Source organism: Kitasatospora sp. NPDC059803 (assembly GCF_042732255.1).
GTDB lineage: Bacteria > Actinomycetota > Actinomycetes > Streptomycetales > Streptomycetaceae > Kitasatospora.
Genome location: NZ_JBHWIJ010000141.1, coordinates 4,412 through 20,632, shown reverse-complemented (window position 1 = coordinate 20,632; position 16,221 = coordinate 4,412). Strand labels below are relative to the sequence as shown.

At 72.4% G+C, this 16,221-nt stretch carries 12 protein-coding genes and 3 pseudogenes; 8 read left to right on the top strand and 7 right to left on the bottom strand.

What is annotated here, in order from left to right:
- A pseudogene (locus ACFV6I_RS22170) lies at window positions 1-708 on the bottom strand (hypothetical protein); the annotation flags it as partial.
- Between the two features lie 166 nt (window positions 709-874).
- Here ACFV6I_RS22170 and ACFV6I_RS22165 point away from each other — a divergent pair.
- Window positions 875-1,804, top strand: coding sequence for an NADP-dependent oxidoreductase (locus ACFV6I_RS22165; protein WP_380427188.1), 930 nt, complete (start codon window positions 875-877; stop codon window positions 1,802-1,804).
- Window positions 1,805-1,919: 115 nt separating this feature from the next.
- Window positions 1,920-2,708 carry an SDR family NAD(P)-dependent oxidoreductase gene (locus ACFV6I_RS22160; RefSeq protein ID WP_063349834.1) on the top strand — a complete coding sequence of 263 codons (789 nt, stop codon included), beginning with the start codon at window positions 1,920-1,922 and terminating at the stop codon, window positions 2,706-2,708.
- A 3-nt stretch (window positions 2,709-2,711) separates the two neighbouring features.
- Here the strand turns inward: ACFV6I_RS22160 and ACFV6I_RS22155 are convergent, their stop codons facing one another.
- Window positions 2,712-3,692, bottom strand: coding sequence for an NAD(P)-binding domain-containing protein (locus ACFV6I_RS22155; RefSeq protein ID WP_380427186.1), 981 nt, complete (start codon window positions 3,690-3,692; stop codon window positions 2,712-2,714).
- A 132-nt stretch (window positions 3,693-3,824) separates the two neighbouring features.
- Between ACFV6I_RS22155 and ACFV6I_RS22150 the strand changes: the two are divergent.
- Window positions 3,825-4,190, top strand: a pseudogene (locus tag ACFV6I_RS22150) (MerR family transcriptional regulator); the annotation flags it as partial.
- 151 nt (window positions 4,191-4,341) lie between these two features.
- Window positions 4,342-5,175, top strand: a complete 834-nt coding sequence (locus ACFV6I_RS22145; RefSeq protein WP_380335959.1) for a GNAT family N-acetyltransferase — start codon at window positions 4,342-4,344, stop codon at window positions 5,173-5,175.
- On the opposite strand, the gene ACFV6I_RS22140 is transcribed toward ACFV6I_RS22145, so the two are convergent.
- The 3 genes from ACFV6I_RS22140 to ACFV6I_RS22130 all read right to left on the bottom strand — a co-directional run bounded on the left by ACFV6I_RS22140 (window position 5,172) and on the right by ACFV6I_RS22130 (window position 8,182).
- Window positions 5,172-6,356 (bottom strand): PP2C family protein-serine/threonine phosphatase, encoded by a 1,185-nt coding sequence (locus tag ACFV6I_RS22140; RefSeq protein WP_079136350.1) that lies wholly within the window; start codon window positions 6,354-6,356, stop codon window positions 5,172-5,174. The genes ACFV6I_RS22145 and ACFV6I_RS22140 overlap by 4 nt on opposite strands.
- A 139-nt stretch (window positions 6,357-6,495) precedes the next feature.
- Window positions 6,496-6,918: a MarR family winged helix-turn-helix transcriptional regulator gene (locus ACFV6I_RS22135; protein WP_063349838.1), complete on the bottom strand. Its 423-nt coding sequence runs from the start codon at window positions 6,916-6,918 to the stop codon at window positions 6,496-6,498.
- Window positions 6,919-6,949: 31 nt separating this feature from the next.
- Complete coding sequence (locus tag ACFV6I_RS22130) at window positions 6,950-8,182, bottom strand: M48 family metalloprotease (RefSeq protein ID WP_380335963.1); 1,233 nt, start codon at window positions 8,180-8,182, stop codon at window positions 6,950-6,952.
- A 263-nt stretch (window positions 8,183-8,445) separates the two neighbouring features.
- Between ACFV6I_RS22130 and ACFV6I_RS22125 the strand changes: the two genes are divergently transcribed.
- Window positions 8,446-9,606: a CapA family protein gene (locus tag ACFV6I_RS22125; protein WP_380427184.1), complete on the top strand. Its 1,161-nt coding sequence runs from the start codon at window positions 8,446-8,448 to the stop codon at window positions 9,604-9,606.
- A 282-nt stretch (window positions 9,607-9,888) separates the two neighbouring features.
- Here ACFV6I_RS22125 and ACFV6I_RS22120 read toward each other — a convergent pair whose 3' ends face one another.
- Both ACFV6I_RS22120 and ACFV6I_RS22115 read right to left on the bottom strand, forming a co-directional pair.
- Complete coding sequence (locus tag ACFV6I_RS22120) at window positions 9,889-10,521, bottom strand: hypothetical protein (RefSeq protein WP_380427182.1); 633 nt, start codon at window positions 10,519-10,521, stop codon at window positions 9,889-9,891.
- Window positions 10,522-10,523: 2 nt separating this feature from the next.
- The gene (locus ACFV6I_RS22115) at window positions 10,524-10,928 is read right to left on the bottom strand and encodes a hypothetical protein (RefSeq protein WP_380427180.1); all 405 of its coding nucleotides are present in this window, start codon (window positions 10,926-10,928) and stop codon (window positions 10,524-10,526) included.
- 288 nt (window positions 10,929-11,216) lie between these two features.
- Between ACFV6I_RS22115 and ACFV6I_RS22110 the strand changes: the two genes are divergently transcribed.
- The 3 genes and pseudogenes from ACFV6I_RS22110 to ACFV6I_RS22100 form a co-directional block, all read left to right on the top strand.
- Window positions 11,217-14,777 carry an NB-ARC domain-containing protein gene (locus ACFV6I_RS22110; RefSeq protein ID WP_380427178.1) on the top strand — a complete coding sequence of 1,187 codons (3,561 nt, stop codon included), beginning with the start codon at window positions 11,217-11,219 and terminating at the stop codon, window positions 14,775-14,777.
- 163 nt (window positions 14,778-14,940) lie between these two features.
- Window positions 14,941-15,726 (top strand): 2,3-dihydro-2,3-dihydroxybenzoate dehydrogenase, encoded by a 786-nt coding sequence (locus ACFV6I_RS22105; RefSeq protein WP_380427176.1) that lies wholly within the window; start codon window positions 14,941-14,943, stop codon window positions 15,724-15,726.
- 154 nt (window positions 15,727-15,880) lie between these two features.
- Window positions 15,881-16,221 (top strand): annotated as a pseudogene (locus ACFV6I_RS22100) (hypothetical protein); the annotation flags it as partial.

Below are 16,221 nucleotides of genomic sequence, written 5' to 3'. Positions count from 1 at the left end.
GGCGCGGCGCGCGGTGGCGTCGTCCTGTGCGGCGGAGCGCAGCGGCGCGAGGATCGCGGTGAGCGCGGCGCCGTGGGAGCCGGTGAACTCGGCGATCGCCCGGGCCCGGGCGTTGGCGGAGGCCCGGGAGGCCGCCGCGTGGGTGGGGCCGGCGTCGGTGGCGCGGTGGTGCGAGTGGGTGGTGACCAAGTCCCACAGCTGCTGGAGGACGGCGAGCGCCCCGGCCGCCACCGGGTCGGCGCCGCCGTCTCGGACCAGCACCAGCACCGCGGTGGTGGCGTCCGACGCCGACGCCGTGACCACCACGACGGACCTCGCCCGCCCGGCCAGCTGCGCCTCGCCCTGCCAGGCCCGGCCGTCGGCCGTCGCCGAGGTGGTCGTCTCGGCCAGCTTGGCGAGCTCCAGGCCGCTGACGGCGGCGGTCAGCTCGGGCGGGCCGAAGGCGAGCGTGGGGGAGTAGGTGCAGATGCCGCTGAGCTGGGCGATCGCGACGTGCGGGACGAGGGTGGCGACCACCTCGGAGAGCCGGTCCATCAGGTGCGGCCGGGGCGTGCGCAGCACCTCGACGGCGCGCGCCAGCGCCTCTTCGGGGCGGCCCCAGTGCTGCCGCCACCGCTCGTCCACGCTGTTCCCGTCCCTGCTGCCCACGTCCCCGCCGTCCACGTCCTCGCCCGTCTCGTTGCGCAGGCCCTTGTCAACGCCTGTCAACGCCGATGCCGTCGCCCATGCCGGCCAGCCTAGCCCGGGGGCCCGGGTGGCGGCCTGGCCGTTCGGACAGGTGGAACCATCCGAAAGGCGGGCCTGGTGACCGCCCCGGACGATCCAGGATGGAGCCGACGGAAGAAACAACTCACCGAACCCGCAAGGACATTCCATGACCAAGGCGATCGCCTTCTCCGAGTACGGCGGCGTGGACGTGCTGCGCCCGACCGACATCGAGCTGCCTGCCCCGGGCCCCGGCCAGGTGCGGGTCGCGGTCCGCACGGTGGGCGTCAACCCGCTGGACCACAAGGTGCGCAGCGGCTCGATGGTGGCGGCCTTCCCGGTCTCCTTCCCGCACGTCGGCGGCTACGAGCTGGCCGGTGTGGTGGAGGCCGTCGGCCCGGACGTGACCGCGTGGGCGCCCGGCGACGAGGTCTTCGGCGCCGTCATGGGCGGCGCGTACGCCGAGCAGGCGCTCGTCGACGCCGACCTGCTGGCCCGCAAGCCCGCCTCGCTGAGCTGGGAGGAGGCCGCGGCGATCCCGGTGGCGGCCGAGACCGCCGAGCGGGTGCTCGGCGTCCTGGGCGCGCGGGCCGGCGAGACGCTGCTGGTGCACGGCGCGGCCGGCGGGGTCGGCACCCTGCTGCTGCAACTGGCCCGGGCGCGCGGGATCACCGTGGTCGGCACCGCCGGCGAGGCCAACCATGCTTACCTGCGCGAGCTGGGCGCGATCCCGGTGGCCTACGGCGACGGCCTGGCGGAGCGGGTGCGGGCCGCCGCCCCGGGCGGGGTGGACCGGGCGCTGGACGCGGCGGGCAAGGGCGGGGTGCTGCCGCTCTCCATCGAGCTGACCGGCTCCGCGGACCGGGTGGTGACGATCGTCGACTTCGCGGGCTCCGCCGAGTACGGCGTCCGCTTCAGCGGTGGGGCGGAGGGCGTCGAGTCCTACCACCAGCGCGCCTACGCCGCCGTGCTGGCGCTGCACGAGGCGGGCACCCTGCGGCTGCCGCTGCACCAGGTGTTGCCGCTGGCGGAGGCGGCCGAGGCGCACCGGATCAGCGAGCACGGGCACCTGCGCGGCAAGATCGTGCTCACGGTCTGAGGCCATGGGCGCCGGGGGCGCCGGAGGTCGTCGAGGTTCGGCGACCGGCCCGGTGCATTGATCAACTGGTCGATGCACCGGGCTTCCTGACGTGGAATCGGTAGAGTCCGGTGGCATGGTGACTGAGAACACATCAGGGGTGTCGGCGGGCCGCCTGGCCGGGCGGTCCTGCGTGGTGACGGGCGCGGCCAACGGCATCGGCCGGGCCGTCGCCGAACGCTTCGTGCGCGAGGGCGCGTCGGTGGTCGGCACCGACATCGACGTCGAGGGCCTGCGCCGGCTGGCCGACCGGTTCCCGCACGCCGTCAGCACGGTGGTCGGCGACGTGGCCAGCGACGAGGACGCCCGCCGGATGGTCGACGCCGCCGTCGAACGGTACGGACGCCTCGACGTCCTGGTGGCCAACGCCGGCGTGATTCCGCTCATGGAGGTCACCGAGGCCACCGCCGAGGAGTGGGACCAGGTCATGGCCGTCGACGGCCGCGGCATGTTCCTCACCTGCAAGTACGGCATCCAGGCGATGGCCGCCCAGGAACGGCCCGGTGGGGCGATCGTCTGCGTCTCCTCCATCTCCGGCGAGGCCGGCCAGCGCGGCCAGGCGGTCTACGGGCCCGCCAAGTTCGTCGCCTCCGGCCTCACCCGGCACCTCGCCGTCGAATGGGCCGACCGCGGCATCCGGATCAACGCCGTCGCCCCCGGCACCATCGCCACCGACCGCGTCGCCCGCCTGTACGACGAACCCGGCGGGACGGAGTACCTCGCCGCGATCGAGAAGCGCCACCCCATGGGCCGCCTCGGGGCCCCGGCGGAGGTCGCGGCGGCCGTCCTGTTCCTCGCCTCCGACGACGCCTCCTTCATCACCGGCGCGGTGCTGCCCGTCGACGGCGGCTACCTCGCGCAGTAGCCGTCAGCCCTCGGTGTGCTCGACGCCACCGGCGGTCGCGGCGGTCGCGGCGGCCCCGACGGTCTTGATGGTCCCGACGGTCTTGATGGTCCCGACGGTCTCGACCAGGGCGGACACCCCGTCCGGGCCGTGACCGGCCGCGACCGCCCGCCGGGTGACGGCCAGCGCCGCGTCCAGCACGGCGGTGTCCAGGCCGCGCGCCCGGGCGGTGTGGGCGACGTGCGCCAGACCGGCCTCCGCCGAGGCCACGCTGCTGCGGTCGCCCGGGTGGCTGCCCTGGTCCGCCCGTTGCGCGAACTCGTCGATCAGGGCCGGCAGCAGCCGGGGCAGGCCCTGCGCGTACGGGGCGAGTTCGGCGCCGCCGATGCCCTCGGCGCGGGCCAGCGCCAGCGCGTGCAGGTAGCCGTGCACGGTGGTCCAGAACAGGTCCAGCAGCGCCGCGTCGAACGCCGCCGCCCGGCCCGGATCCCCGCTGTCGAGCAGCCGGACGCCCCCGCCGAGGGTGCGCAGGGCCGCCTCGTGCGCGGCGAAGGCCCCGGCGTCGCCGCTCAACAGCACGGCGCCCTCGGGCCGCCCGATGGTCGGGGTGGGGGTGAGGATCGCGGCGTTGAGCAGCCGGAAGCCGCCGGCCCCGGCCCGGGCGGCGTTCGCGCGGGCGTCGTCCGGCGTGACGGAGGTGGCGTTCACCAGCGTGCGGCCGCGCAGCGCGGCCCCGGCGGAGTCCAGGACGGCCCGGGCGGCGGCCTGGTCCCGGACGCAGAGCAGGGCGACCGGTCCGGCGGCGACGGCCTCGGCCGCCGTCGCGGCGGACCGCGCCCCGAGCGCGCGGAGTTCGGCGTCCCGCCCGGGCGTGCGGTTCCACACCGTCACCGGATGCCCGGCGGCCAGCAGGGCCCGGGCCAGCGCCCGGCCCATCGGGCCCAGGCCGAGGACGGCAACTGCGGTGGGGGAGGAGGGGGTTGCGGAAGATCGTTCGGTCGGCATGGCGGCTACGCTAGACCTTCACGTCGACGTCAGAGTCAACGGCGGAGTCGATGTCAGAGCTGGCGTCGGAGCCGACGGCGGCGTCAATAGCGGAGTCAACGGCGGAGTCGGACGAACGAAGGACGGCACGGCATGCGGATCGGAGAACTCGCCCGGCGCACCGGCGTCAGCCCCCGCGCCCTGCGCTACTACGAGGAACAGGGCCTGCTCGCCCCCGCCCGCCGCCCCAGCGGCTACCGCGAGTACGGCGAACCCGACATCGACACCGTCCACGGCATCCGCACCCTCCTCGCCGCCGGCCTCGGCAGCGCCGCCATCGCCCGGATGCTCCCCGGCCTCCCCCGCCCCGGCGCGCGCCGCCCCGGCCCCACCTGCCCCGAACTCCTCACCGGCCTCGCCCGCGAGCGCGCCCGCATCACCCGCCAGATCGACGAACTCGCCGCCGCACGGGTGCTGTTGGACGCGATCATGGGGGCCGACGCGCCGAGCGACCCCACCGCCCCCCCCCCCCCGCCCCTGTTCCCCCCCCCCCCCCCCCCCGGCGGGGCGGGCCCCCGTGGGTTGGGGGGCCCGGGCCCCGGGGGGCCCGGCCCGCGCCGCCGGGAGAAACCCGATCGCGTGGCACGCCGCCCTGTGCTGGAGTGGGCGGATGGATCATGAGGACACACTCGCCCTGTTCGACCGCCGACTGAGGCGCGAAGCGAAGCCCGACGGCCCCGGCGCCCGGATCGAGCGGCACGGCGACGTCATCCGGCAGGTCGGCGCCGCCCACGACTGGAACGGCGTCCTGTGGTCGGACCTCGACGAGGCCACGGCGGACCGGGCGATCGCGGCACAGGTGCGGTACTTCACCGCACTGGGCCGCGAGTTCGAATGGAAGACCTACGCCCACGACCGGCCCGGCGACCTCGGGGAACGGCTGCGGGCGGCCGGTTTCACGGCCGAGCCGCAGGAGGCGGTGATGGTGGCCCGGATCGAGGACCTCGCCACCGACACCGCCCTGCCCGAGGGCGTCCACCTGCGTTCGGTGACCGACCGGGCCGGGGTGGACCTCGTGGCGGACGTCCACGAGCAGGCCTTCGGCACCAGCAGCGCCCGCCTGCGGCAGCGGATGCTCGACCAGCTGGCCCGGAGCCCGGAAACCGTCAGCCTGGTCGTGGCGATGGCCGGCGAGCGCCCGGTGTGCGCGGCGCGGATGGAACTGAACCCGGGCACCGAGTTCGCGGGCCTGTGGGGCGGCGGCACCGTCGCCGACTGGCGGGGGCGGGGCATCTACCGGGCCATGGTCGCCCACCGGGCCCGCATCGCCGCCGACCTCGGGTACCGCTACCTCCAGGTCGACGCGAGCGACCAGAGCCGCCCCATCCTGCAACGGCTCGGATTCGCGATCCTGACCACGTCGACCCCGTACGTCCACCAGCCGCCCGCCTCCTCGGACGCCGGCCAGGAGAGCCAGGGGAGCCAGGAGAGCCGGGGGAGCTAGGGGAGCCGCTCGACGATGACCATCGCCGCGTCGTCGTCCAGCCGGCCGCCGACGTGGGCGAGCAGATCGCGGCGCAGGTGCTGGAGCAGGGCGGTCGGGCGTTCGTCCTGCCAGGCGGTGACGCGGTCGGTGAGCGGGTAGAAGCGCCGGTCGGCGTCGCGGGCCTCGATCACGCCGTCGGTGTAGATCAGCAGCCGGTCGCCGGGCTGGAACGGGAAGGTCTCCACCTCGTAGCGGACCGGGGCGAGCTCGCCCAGGCCCAGCGGCGGCGCCGGGCGGCGGGCGGCCAGCGTGGTGATGCCGTCGGGGCGCAGCAGCAGCGGGGGCGGGTGGCCGCAGTCGATCAGTCGGATCGCCGTGCCGTCGTCGGGGATGTCGAGCAGGACGGCGGTGATGAAGGACTCGCCGCTGTCCTCCGGCGGGGCCGCCTCGTCCGGGTCCTCGCCGCTCAGGCGGCGCCGGCGGGCCTGTTCGCCGAGCTGGGCGAGGTCCCAGCAGACGCTGCCGTCCAGGTAGGCGGCGAGCCCGGGCAGGTCGGCGTGCAGGTGGGCGGCGGCGCGGAAGGCACCGAGCAGCAGGGCCGCGTCGCCGAGCGAGGACAGGCCCTTGCCGCGGACGTCGCCGACCAGCAGCCGGGTGCCGGTGGCGGTGCGGGCGGCCGCGTACAGGTCGCCGCCGACCTGCGCCTCGGCCTCGGCGGCCAGGTAGACGGAGGCCAGGTGCAGCGGCCCGATCCGGTCCGGCAGCGGGCGCAGCAGGACCCGCTGGGCGGCCTCGGACACCGAGCGGACCTGGGCCAGCTCGCGCTCGTACCGTTCGCGCAGCGCCCGCAGTCCGATGATCAGGGCGGAGACGACGAGCTGCGCGCCCAACTGGGTCTCGATGTTGGCGCTGGTGAGGCCGTCCCGGAGGATGCCGATGACGGTGAGCGCGGCGAGGGCCAGCAGGGCGACTCCGGCGGTGGCCCGGGCGCCGGCGTAGGAGGCGGTGAGCGCGGGGGCGACGATCAGCAGCGGGCCGAGGTGGATCTGTGCGGGGGAGAGGATGTCGACGACGGTGATCACGACGATCAGCGCGAGCGACAGCGCCGTCAGCGCGCGACGGTCGGGCCGCCGGGGGTGGCGGCGGTCGCGCGGGCGGTCGCGGGGCTGCGGGTCACGGAGACGCTGCCGGAGTGGCACCTTTCCTCTGTACACCGTCGGGGCGGTGCGGCGCACCCCGGGCGCTCCTCGGGTGCACCCCGGAGGCCCTCGGGCGCACTCCGTACAGGGGTCTCAGTACGGGGGGTCTCGGTGCAGGGGGTCTCAGTACAGGGGGGTCTCAGCCCTCTTCGCCGTAGCGGGCCAGGTAGGCGGCGAAGCGGGCGACGTCCTCGTCGGACCAGTCGGTGAAGCGGGCGGTGAAGGCCAGCCGGCGCTGCTCGTTGGCGTCCTGCAGCAGGGCGAGCCCGGCCTCGGTGGCGCGCAGGATCTGGCCGCGCTGGTCGTCCGGGTCGGCCTCGCGCCGCAGCAGGCCGAGCTTCTCCAGGGCGGTGACCTGGCGGCTGACGGTGGACTTGTCGAGCATGAAGTGGGCGGCCACGTCGGCGGCCCGGCAGCCGCCGCGCTCGGTGATCAGGTCGAGGATGCTGTAGGTGACCAGGGAGAGGTCGGGGTGCAGCTGGGAGGCCTTGTGCCGGGCGCGCCGGGCGAAGGCGGTCAGCTCGCGCTGGATGGCGTCGATGGACGACTGGCGGCCGGGCACGGGCGTTCCTACCTCCTCGATATTTGTTGCACTATACAACGGAATCCCCCGGGTCCGCGCGCCGCTCCGGGCCTCCCTGTCCCTGAGTGGCCTGCCAGGCGCGGGCGGCGGCAATCCGGCGGGTCGCACTCGGGTGAGTGGCGAACAGTAGCTCAAGCGCCCTCGGCGGGTCGACATCGGAGACGTTCGCCAACGCCAGTCTGCGTTGCATCGCGACGAACTGCTCGGCGTCCGACGTCAGTTCGAGTGCGTGCCGGTCCGCCCTGGCCTCGATCCGGCGGCTCACCGCGCACTGGGCCGGCCCCGACAGCGCCCCCAGCAGCGCCGCGCACGCCGACAGCAGCGGCAGCGCCCGCGGATCGGCCGCATCCGCCGCCCCCGCCGCCGACAGCAGCGGCTGCCAGGCGCCCAGCACCCCCAGCACGGCCACCGCCGCGGCCGCGCCCACCGCGCCCAGCAAGGTGCCGAACGGCACGTCCCGGTGCTTCACGTGGCCCAGCTCGTGCGCCACCACCAGTTCCACCTCGCGCGGCGTGGCCGTCGACAGCAGCGTGTCGTACGCGACGATCCGGCGGGTCGCGCCCAGCCCCGACACGTACGCGTTGAGCGCGGTGGTCCGCCGCGAGGCGTCCGCCACCAGGACGTCCCGCACCCGTACGCCGTCCCGCTCGGCCAGCGCCAGCAGGGCGCTGCGCAGCGGGCCCGGCGGCATCGGAGTGAAACGGTTGAACACCGGCTCGATCAGCAGCGGGTGCAGGAAGGACAGCGCCGCCGTCAGCACCGCCGCCGCGCCCGCCGCCGGCAGCCACCAGTGCCGCGGCGACCAGGCGGTCAGCGCGAACAGCCCGAGCGCGAGCGGAAGGACCAGCACGAGGGCCAGCCCCAGGCCGCGCAGCGCGTCCACCGCCCAGCCGGCCCAGCCCTGCGTCACCAGCCCGTACCGGGCCCGGACCGCCCGCAGCCGGGCGCCGAACGGCAGCTGCAACGCCTGGCCGAGCACCACCAGGGCCGCCGCGCCCGCCAGCACCCCGGCCGTCCGGGAGCCGCCGAACCAGCCGCCGACGGCCGAGACCAGGCCGGCGCCGGCCGGGGTCAGGCCGAGCAACAGGGTGAGCGCCAGGCCCGCCAGCCGCCCGCCCAGCGCCCAGGGCAGCTGGGCGCGGCGCAGCGCGCGGCCACGGGCGCGCTCGGCGGGGGTGAAGTCGACTGGTGGGCGGCCGGCGGGGGCGGGGCCGGCGGAGGCGGTGGTCTCGGTGTCGTCCATGGGGTGGGTGCGGCTCCGGGCTCTGGCGGACGGGGGCGGGTGGGGCGGTTCAGCATCTCCTACCGCGCCGGGGCGGCGCTCAGTCCTCGGCGCCCGGTGCTCCAGCCGTTGGTGTTCGGCCCGCCGGCGCTGCGCTCGGAATCCGGTGTCGTGCTCGGAATGAAGCCGGTGTTGTGCTCGGAATGTTGCGGAACCGAGGCGGATGGGTGCGGAAGCCGTGCCGTAGGCTGACCGCTTCTGGATCGACCCGGGGGGAACCACTCATGCGCCGTGCCGCGGCCGCCGTCGCGCTGTTCGTCGGCCTGACCGCCATAGCCGCCTGCGGGCCCGACGACCCCGCCCCGGCGCCGGCCGCCGCGCCCGGCTCGACCGCGGCCGCCTCGGGCGGGGCGGCGGGCACGCCCACCAGCCCGGGCGCGACGCCCTCCGGAACCGCCGCCGGGAAGAACGCCGCGCCCCGGCCCGACGGCAGCATCACCGTCGCGTTCGCCGGAGACGTCCACTTCGAGGGCCGCACCGAGGCCCGGCTCGCCGTCCAGCCGCCCGAGCAGGCCCTCGGCCCGCTCTCCCGGACGCTCGCCGACGCCGACCTGTCCGTCCTCAACCTGGAGACGGCGATCACCGGGCGCGGTGCCCCCGAGCCGAAGACCTACACCTTCCGCACCTCGCCCAAGGCGCTCTCGGCGCTCAAGGACTCCGGCGTCGACGTCGTCTCCATGGCCAACAACCACGCCGTCGACTTCGGCGCCGACGGCCTCACCGACACCCTCGCCGCCAAGGACTCCTCGCCGATCCCGGTCGTCGGCGTCGGCCGCAACGCCAAGGAGGCGTACGCCCCGTACGTCACCACCGTGCGCGGCGTGAAGGTCGCCGTCGTCGCCGCCAGCCAGGTCGAGGACCTCACCAACCAGAAGTGGCGGGCCGGCGCCAACAAGCCGGGCATCGCCTCCGCGCTGGACGTCCCCGCGCTGGTCAAGGCGGTCGAGGCGGCCAAGCAGCAGGCGCCCGTCGTCCTCGTCTACCTGCACTGGGGCGACGAGGGCAAGGCCTGCCCCACCGGCCCGCAGACCGCCATCGCCAAGAAGCTCGCCACCGCCGGCGCCACCGCCGTGGTCGGCACCCACGCCCACACCATGGTCGGCTCGGGCATGCTCGGCAACACGTACATCGGCTACGGCTTCGGCAACTTCCTCTGGTACGGCACCTCCAACTACGCCTTCTCCAACGAGACCGGCGTCACCACCCTCACCCTCACCCGCGACGGCAAGGTCACCGGCGAGGCCTTCGCCCCGGCGACCATCGACGACAAGGGCGTCCCCGTCCCGGTCGCCGGCGCCACCGCCGAGGCGGCCCGCAAGCGCCGCGACGCCCTCCGGGGCTGCACCGGCCTCGCCCCGGCCCCGGCGGCTCCGTCGACCGGCTGATGCTTCAAGGAGCGTGGTGAGCCCAGCCGCCGTCGTCATCTCCTGAGCGCGTGCGCAGCGCGGGACCTGCTGCTGATCGCCCGAACTCGCCGGGAGAACATGCCCTGCCGGCACGCCGCCCGGAGGGCAGGCCCGCAGCAGACGAAGTATTTGGACGGGCCACAGTACGAAGGCCTCGATCTGATCTAGACGAGCAAACTGCCGAGGAGCGGTAGTCTCACCGCCGACGGCGTTGACGGCCGAACCTGGTATCGACGTTGTGAAGCACCTACACGCTGCTCCTCAGCGGGCAGCTAGGTAGGTGGCAGCAATGGCCCCGGTTGCGGCTCCCCAGAGAAAGGCCCATCGCGTGACCTTCCAATCCGTGACGATTTTCGGTGGAGGCGGGGTCACCATGCGCTCGATCCGGTTCGCTTGGCTCACCAGGGTGTTCAGGACCTTGGCCAGCTGAGTGATCAGGTGTTGCCCGTAGTGCGGTTGCTCCACTGTGCTCACCGTTGCTTCGAGGGCTGTCGAAGACTCCTCGAATCTTCTTGCGATCTCGTTCAGCTCGCCTACAGCGGCGGATATCTGATGCGCTACCTGTGGGTTGATGTTCTCACTCGCGGTTCTGAGCGAGTTGGCGACGTCCTCGTTGATGTTTGCGGCTGCCATTTGAAGAGAGCTGGCCACATCCTCGTTGATGCTTCTGGCCGCATTGTGGAGCAGGAGCGCGGTGTCCGGTGAGATCACACCGTCTCGGAGGGCCTTGATGAGAAGCCTGCCCAGTGCCGGAGCTTGTTGCGAGATCTTGGCCAATGCGGCCTTGGTCTTGGCATCGAGCGTCTCGATGCGACCGTAGTTGTCGCCAGCAATAAAGGTGCCTGAACCGAAGTTGTTCTGCTCACTGGGCGTCTCGCCCGGCAGGGCCAGCACTGTCAGGCCTCCGGGCGTGAGGTGACGTTGATATCGCCGTAGTTGTCTCCGCCGATGAATGTCCCCGAGCCGAGATTCTTCTGTGAGCCGATCGTGGTCGTCTTCCCGGTACCTGAGAGAGAAGCGAGTGCGACGACATCTTCTCGGGCTTCGGGGTGAGAGGCCAGATATGAGATGAGGAGCGCGGTCCACCTGGCGGCAATCTCGGCTTCTGATGCCTGCCTCCCCGCCAGGGACGCAGCGTCGGCCTCCAGCGCGTGCAGCGGCCGGGTGTGCTGCTCATCCGTCCCGTGCCGAAAGACCCTTGCGACCCGTGTGCGTAGGGCATCCATGCGCCCGTTGAGCATGTAGGCAACGATGTTGCCGGCAGCTCCAGTAGTGACGGCCATCGTTGCTTCGTCAAGCATGTGCAGCTGCTCCCCCGGTCGGCCTTGCGTACACGAATGCCGGTGCATCCGCGAAACGTCGATACTGCCGCATCCGCTCAGCATCCACATGGCGAGACCGGCCAATGGCCAAAACTGGCCAAGGAGTTCGGGCAGTGTTCGACCGGCAGCCCTTTAGTTGGCCTGTGGCTGGTAGGTGCCACCCGTGGCCTCCATGCGGATTGGGAGGGACCCCGGGTCCTCTAACCCGCTCCGGACGCGACTGTCGGTGATGTTTGGCATACTGGACGTGACCTGAGGGGGCGATGCGTGAGCGGGACCGACACCGCGCGGGGCATGGGATTTCAGGCGGCGTGCGCCCTGTTGCAGCTGATCCGTACGCCGGAGCAGTACCCGGAAGCGGACACCTTCCGGGTGGAAGGGGCAGACGAGGCGATCGACTTCGAGGTACGCGATGCCGATGGGCGGCCGCTGATGCTCGCCCAGGCGAAAACTCGTGTTGAGCCGCGTACTTGGTCTGGGGCGGAGCTGCTGAGGCTCGTCCGACGTTGGGGAGTTGCGGATCCGCTGGGTTCGGCGGTCCTGAAGTTCTTCTCGGATGCGCCAGTGCACTCGTCGGGTCAGGCCTTGAGAGATGTGGCGGCGCGGGCCCGCGCAGTGTCGGACCCGGAGCGGTGGCTAGCGGAGTGCGACGGGTTGCTGCCTGCGTCGATTGCCCTGGCCGCCGACGACCACGCTCTGCTCCGGCGGTTGGAGATCGAGAGCCGGATCGGCCCATGGGAACGGATCCTTGACCAGGCGCGGCTGGAGCTCCTGCGGTTGTCCCCGACAGCCATGGCGGCGGCCGAGGTGGATAGTACTGTTGACGCACTGTTCGTGAAAATGTTTGAGTGGTCGTCAGATCGACACCTCACTCGCCGTACGATCCGGTTGGACGAACTTCCCGGGCTCCTACGCGGACGCTGCGCCGCGCCCGGGGCGGCGTCTGGCAGACAGGATGGGCGGGGCCGCGCCTTGTTCCGCGACGTTCCCTCGGCTGCGGGCGTGCGCGGCCGACGCCGGGAACTGGCAGCGCTGCAAGAGTGCTTCGGGTGGAAGCCCGATATCGGTGGGGTTCCTGTGGTGCTGTCCGGGCTTGGCGGCATCGGCAAGTCGAGCATCGCTCGCCTGTATGCCCACCGGCGCAGGGACACATACGAGTTCGTCTGGTGGATCCCCTCCGACACCCGCGAGGACGTCCTGGCCTCGTACCGCCGGATGCTCGCCGAGGAGCAACAGGAGACCGGGGCGGCCGACGAGTCGGAGATCCTTGCTCAGGTCAGCTTCCGGCTGACACACCTCGGCCCGCGACTGCTGCTCATCTACGACAACGTCGCCGGCCAGGAGCAGCTGAACGGGTTGCTGCCCGTATGCGACGGCGCCGACATCCTGGTCACTACCCGCGACTCGGCCTGGGCAGTGGCCGCCGGCGGGTTGGTGGTGGAACGGATGGTTGCGGAGGAAGCGACGGCTTGGGTCGGTGAGCGGTTGCCGGGCGGCACAACGGTCGAGGTATCGCAGCTAGTCGATGCGGTGGAGGGCATCCCGCTCGCGATCGCCCAGGCCACCGGCTACATTGCGGCGACCCAGTGCCCGATGGACACCTACTTGGCCGAATTGGCTGAATGTCGCGCCCAGTTACTCGACGATCCGGGCTTCGTGCCGCTGGACTACCGGCACGGTGCGACGCTGACGGCTGCCGTGACCCTCAGCGTGCGGAAGGTGGTCGCCCAGGCGCTGAACTCGACTAAGGCATCGGGGCGTTACCTGGCCTCCGAAGTCCTGGCGCGTTGCGCTCTGCTGGCCCCGGACTTCATTCCGCTCCACCTTGTGGTGCCGGACCTGTCACCTGGGGTGGCCGTCTATGGCGCGGTGGCGGAGCTGCGCAGGTTCTCGTTGGTCGACCCCCGGGACGGCATGCTGGTGATTCACCGTATCGTCCAGGAGGTCGTCCGCTCGATGCTTGACGGCGAGGCCGTGGACAGGATGCAGGAACGGTTCCAGGAGAAGCTGGTGATGCGGCTGCGGGACAGCATGAAACAGCAGGCGTGGTCTGATGCCGCCACACTGATCGAACATGCCGTTCATGTGGCCTACCACGTGCGGAGTGGAGGTCGGGGAGACGACGGTACTGTCGCGCTGCTGAGTAACGCAGCGGGTGCGATCATGACTGTTCACGGGGATCTGGTACGCAGTGAAGTGCTGTTGCGTCAAGCGCTGGAGATCATCGAACATGATGCCGAGGGGAGACTGCGCGATCCTGTCTACCGGCGGGCCGCTACAACGACCGCGCTGGGCCAGTGTTTGTTGAACCAGCTTCGGTTCGAGGAAGCCGCTGAGGCGGCCCGAACCAGCTGGAAGCTATTGGAGCGTGCGGACGCGTTTGACGCGGAACTGACCGAGAACCTGCTCATGGCTCACACCACCGAGATGCGCTCAGCTGTCGCATTGGACCGGTTCGCCGAGGGCGCCCGCGCCAACGCCAGGATCGAAAGGGTTCTGCGGAGTCTGGACGTGGAACCGGCGGTCGCCTTCCAGACCCGGTTGGAACAGGCGCAGATGCTCGTGTGGATCAAGCATTGGGGCGACGCGGCCCTGGTGATCGAACAGGCCAGGGCGGATGCCCCGTCGGTGGTGACGGAGAGCGCGAAACTGCACTTTCTGGATGCCATTGTCAAGGCCTCCATGGGGCGGCTGGAAGAGGCGCTTGTCCTCACTGCGAAGATCCCTGAGCCTGCCGAACGAACGGCTGTGAACGTCATGCGTCACCATGCGGACGAGATGGTGGACGTGGCGCATGCCCTGATGACCGGCATTCAGGCCCGGCACGACAAGGGGCTGGCGGCTGAGGCCTGGATTCTTCAGGCCGCGGAGTCAATGATCGACAGGGCCGAGGCTCTGCTGAGAGCTCACACCGATGCCGGACCGGACGTCATGGCGACGGTCGTGCACCGGCGCGCGATTCTGGCCCTGACCCGGCACAGGGTGGGGCATATGGACGGGCTCGCGGAGTGCCGCACCCTCATGAGAGAGAGCCTGGACCTGTTCGAGGCGGCAGGGCAGACAGACGCTCCGTTGGCGATCAACGCGCGCTGTTTCATGGAGTTTGACGAGCGAGACCTCGAGAGCGATCTCGGTGAGGAGGACGGTGGGGAGGACGGTGGGGAACGGCCCGCCCTGGTACCGCTGCCGTCGTCGAGTGCGGGCGGCCGCTATCGAATGTCCGAATTCCCCTGGCTGGAGGCGGCCGCGCTTCACCTGTCCGCTCCACCGGATGCCCGTCCGCTGTACCGACTGATCGGAGCTGTCGGCTATCACCTGAGTGGGCAGCCCGCGCCCTCGTCCGCCTTCGTCGCCGTGGCGTTCGCCGAGGCGCTGCGGTCTCTCGGGCAGAGGAGTCGGCTGGTCCCCGCGACAGTCCGGGTGGTCCGAGACGGCGGTGAACCGCTCGGCCTGCCTGCATGGGGGATCCCGCCCACGGCCATCGGCGGCTGGGAGGTCCTGGGGCACGTGGTCGTCTGGTGCGAAGACTCCGGGCGACTGGTGGATCCGGCTCTGCAGCTTGGCCAGGGTTGGTTTGCGCCTGATGCCATGGAGCGCGAGGTTTTCCGGAGACCTGTAGTTTTTCCTGCGACGGCCCTTGATGATCTGTTGGGTATCAGGATGGGTACCCATCGGAACGGGCACAGGCTTGAGTACGAGCTCCGTCCCGACTGGGACCACATGCTCACTGCTGCGCTCTCACGTGTCGACTCGGTGTCGGTCAACGCCTTCGGGCAGGTGCTCGTTGCCTCGGCGACGTTGGCCGACGTCGCTTCTCCGCACAACTGAGACACCCGCCCGTACGAAATTTGGAAGAGCCCAAGGCCGCCCACCCCCTGTCCGGGGGTAGGCGGCCTTGGACGTTTGGGGCGAGTTGACGACTGCACAGGGCATCGGCGCAGCCGAACATATGTGTTAGGTTAGGCTTACCTAATATTGCTGGTCGGAGGGGATGTCCGTGCAAAAGTCCGAATTCGCCGGTGCCGTCGCGATGGTCACCGGGGCCGGGCAGGGCATCGGTGCGGCCGTGGCCCGGGCGCTCGTCGCCGAGGGGGCCGTCGTCGCCGCGGTGGACCGCAACCCCGGCCCGCTCGCCGCCCTCGCGGCGGAGTCGCCCGCCGTGCACCCGTACGTCCTGGACGTCGCCGACGGCCGGGCGGTGGACGACACGGTCGACCTGATCGAGCGCCAACTCGGGCCGATCGCCGCACTGGTGAACGTCGCCGGGATCCTGCGCACCGCACCCGTCGTCGAACTCACCGACCAGGACTGGGCGGAGACCTTCGCGGTCAACACCACCGGCGTCTTCCACACCGGCCGCGCGGTCGGCCGCCGGATGGCCGGCCGCGGCCGCGGCGCCGTGGTCACCGTCGGCTCCAACGCCGCCGGGGTGCCCCGCGCCGGCATGGCCGCGTACGCGGCGTCCAAGGCGGCGGCCACCATGTTCACCCGCTGCCTCGGGCTGGAACTCGCCCGCTCCGGCGTGCGGTGCAACATCGTCTCGCCCGGCTCGACCGACACCGGGATGCAGCGCGCGCTCTGGGGCGAGGACGCCGAGGCCGCCGAACAGCGGGTCATCGACGGCGACTTGGGCGCCTGGCGGGTCGGCATCCCGCTCGGGCGGATCGCCGCACCCGCCGACATCGCCGAGGCGGTGGTCTTCCTGGCCTCCGACCGGGCCCGGCACATCACCATGCACGACCTCTACGTCGACGGCGGCGCGACCCTGCGCGCCTGACCGCCCTGACCGCCCTCGCCGTCCCCCGCCTTCCTCGCCGCTCCCCTCCGCGCCCCGGGCAACCCCCGGGCGCCGGCCATGCCCTGACCTCCCTCCCCGACCTTCCTCCCTGACGCGCAGACCGTCCAGACCGTCCCAGACTGGAGACTTTACGGTGACCACGGTGCACCACGCCCCCGCCGGGGGTGTCGCCGAGCACGCCGCTCCCGCCCCCTCCGCCGCCCCGGCCCCCGCCGGGCCCGCCGACGCTTCCGCCCCGGGCCCCGACCACGCCGTCATCGGCGCGGCCAGCGGCCTGCTCGGCCAGTACCGGGCCGCGGCCGACGAGGCGTTCTTCGCCTCGCCGACCCGCACCCTGCTCACCGCCGGGGTGCACGCCCGCGTCCCGCAGGACGAGCGCCCGCTGCCCGTCCGGGTCGCCGCGACGTTGGCCGAGGCCCCTCGCGCCCGGGTCGGGCGGGCGCGGGGGGGGGGCGCGGGGGGGGGAGGCCCACT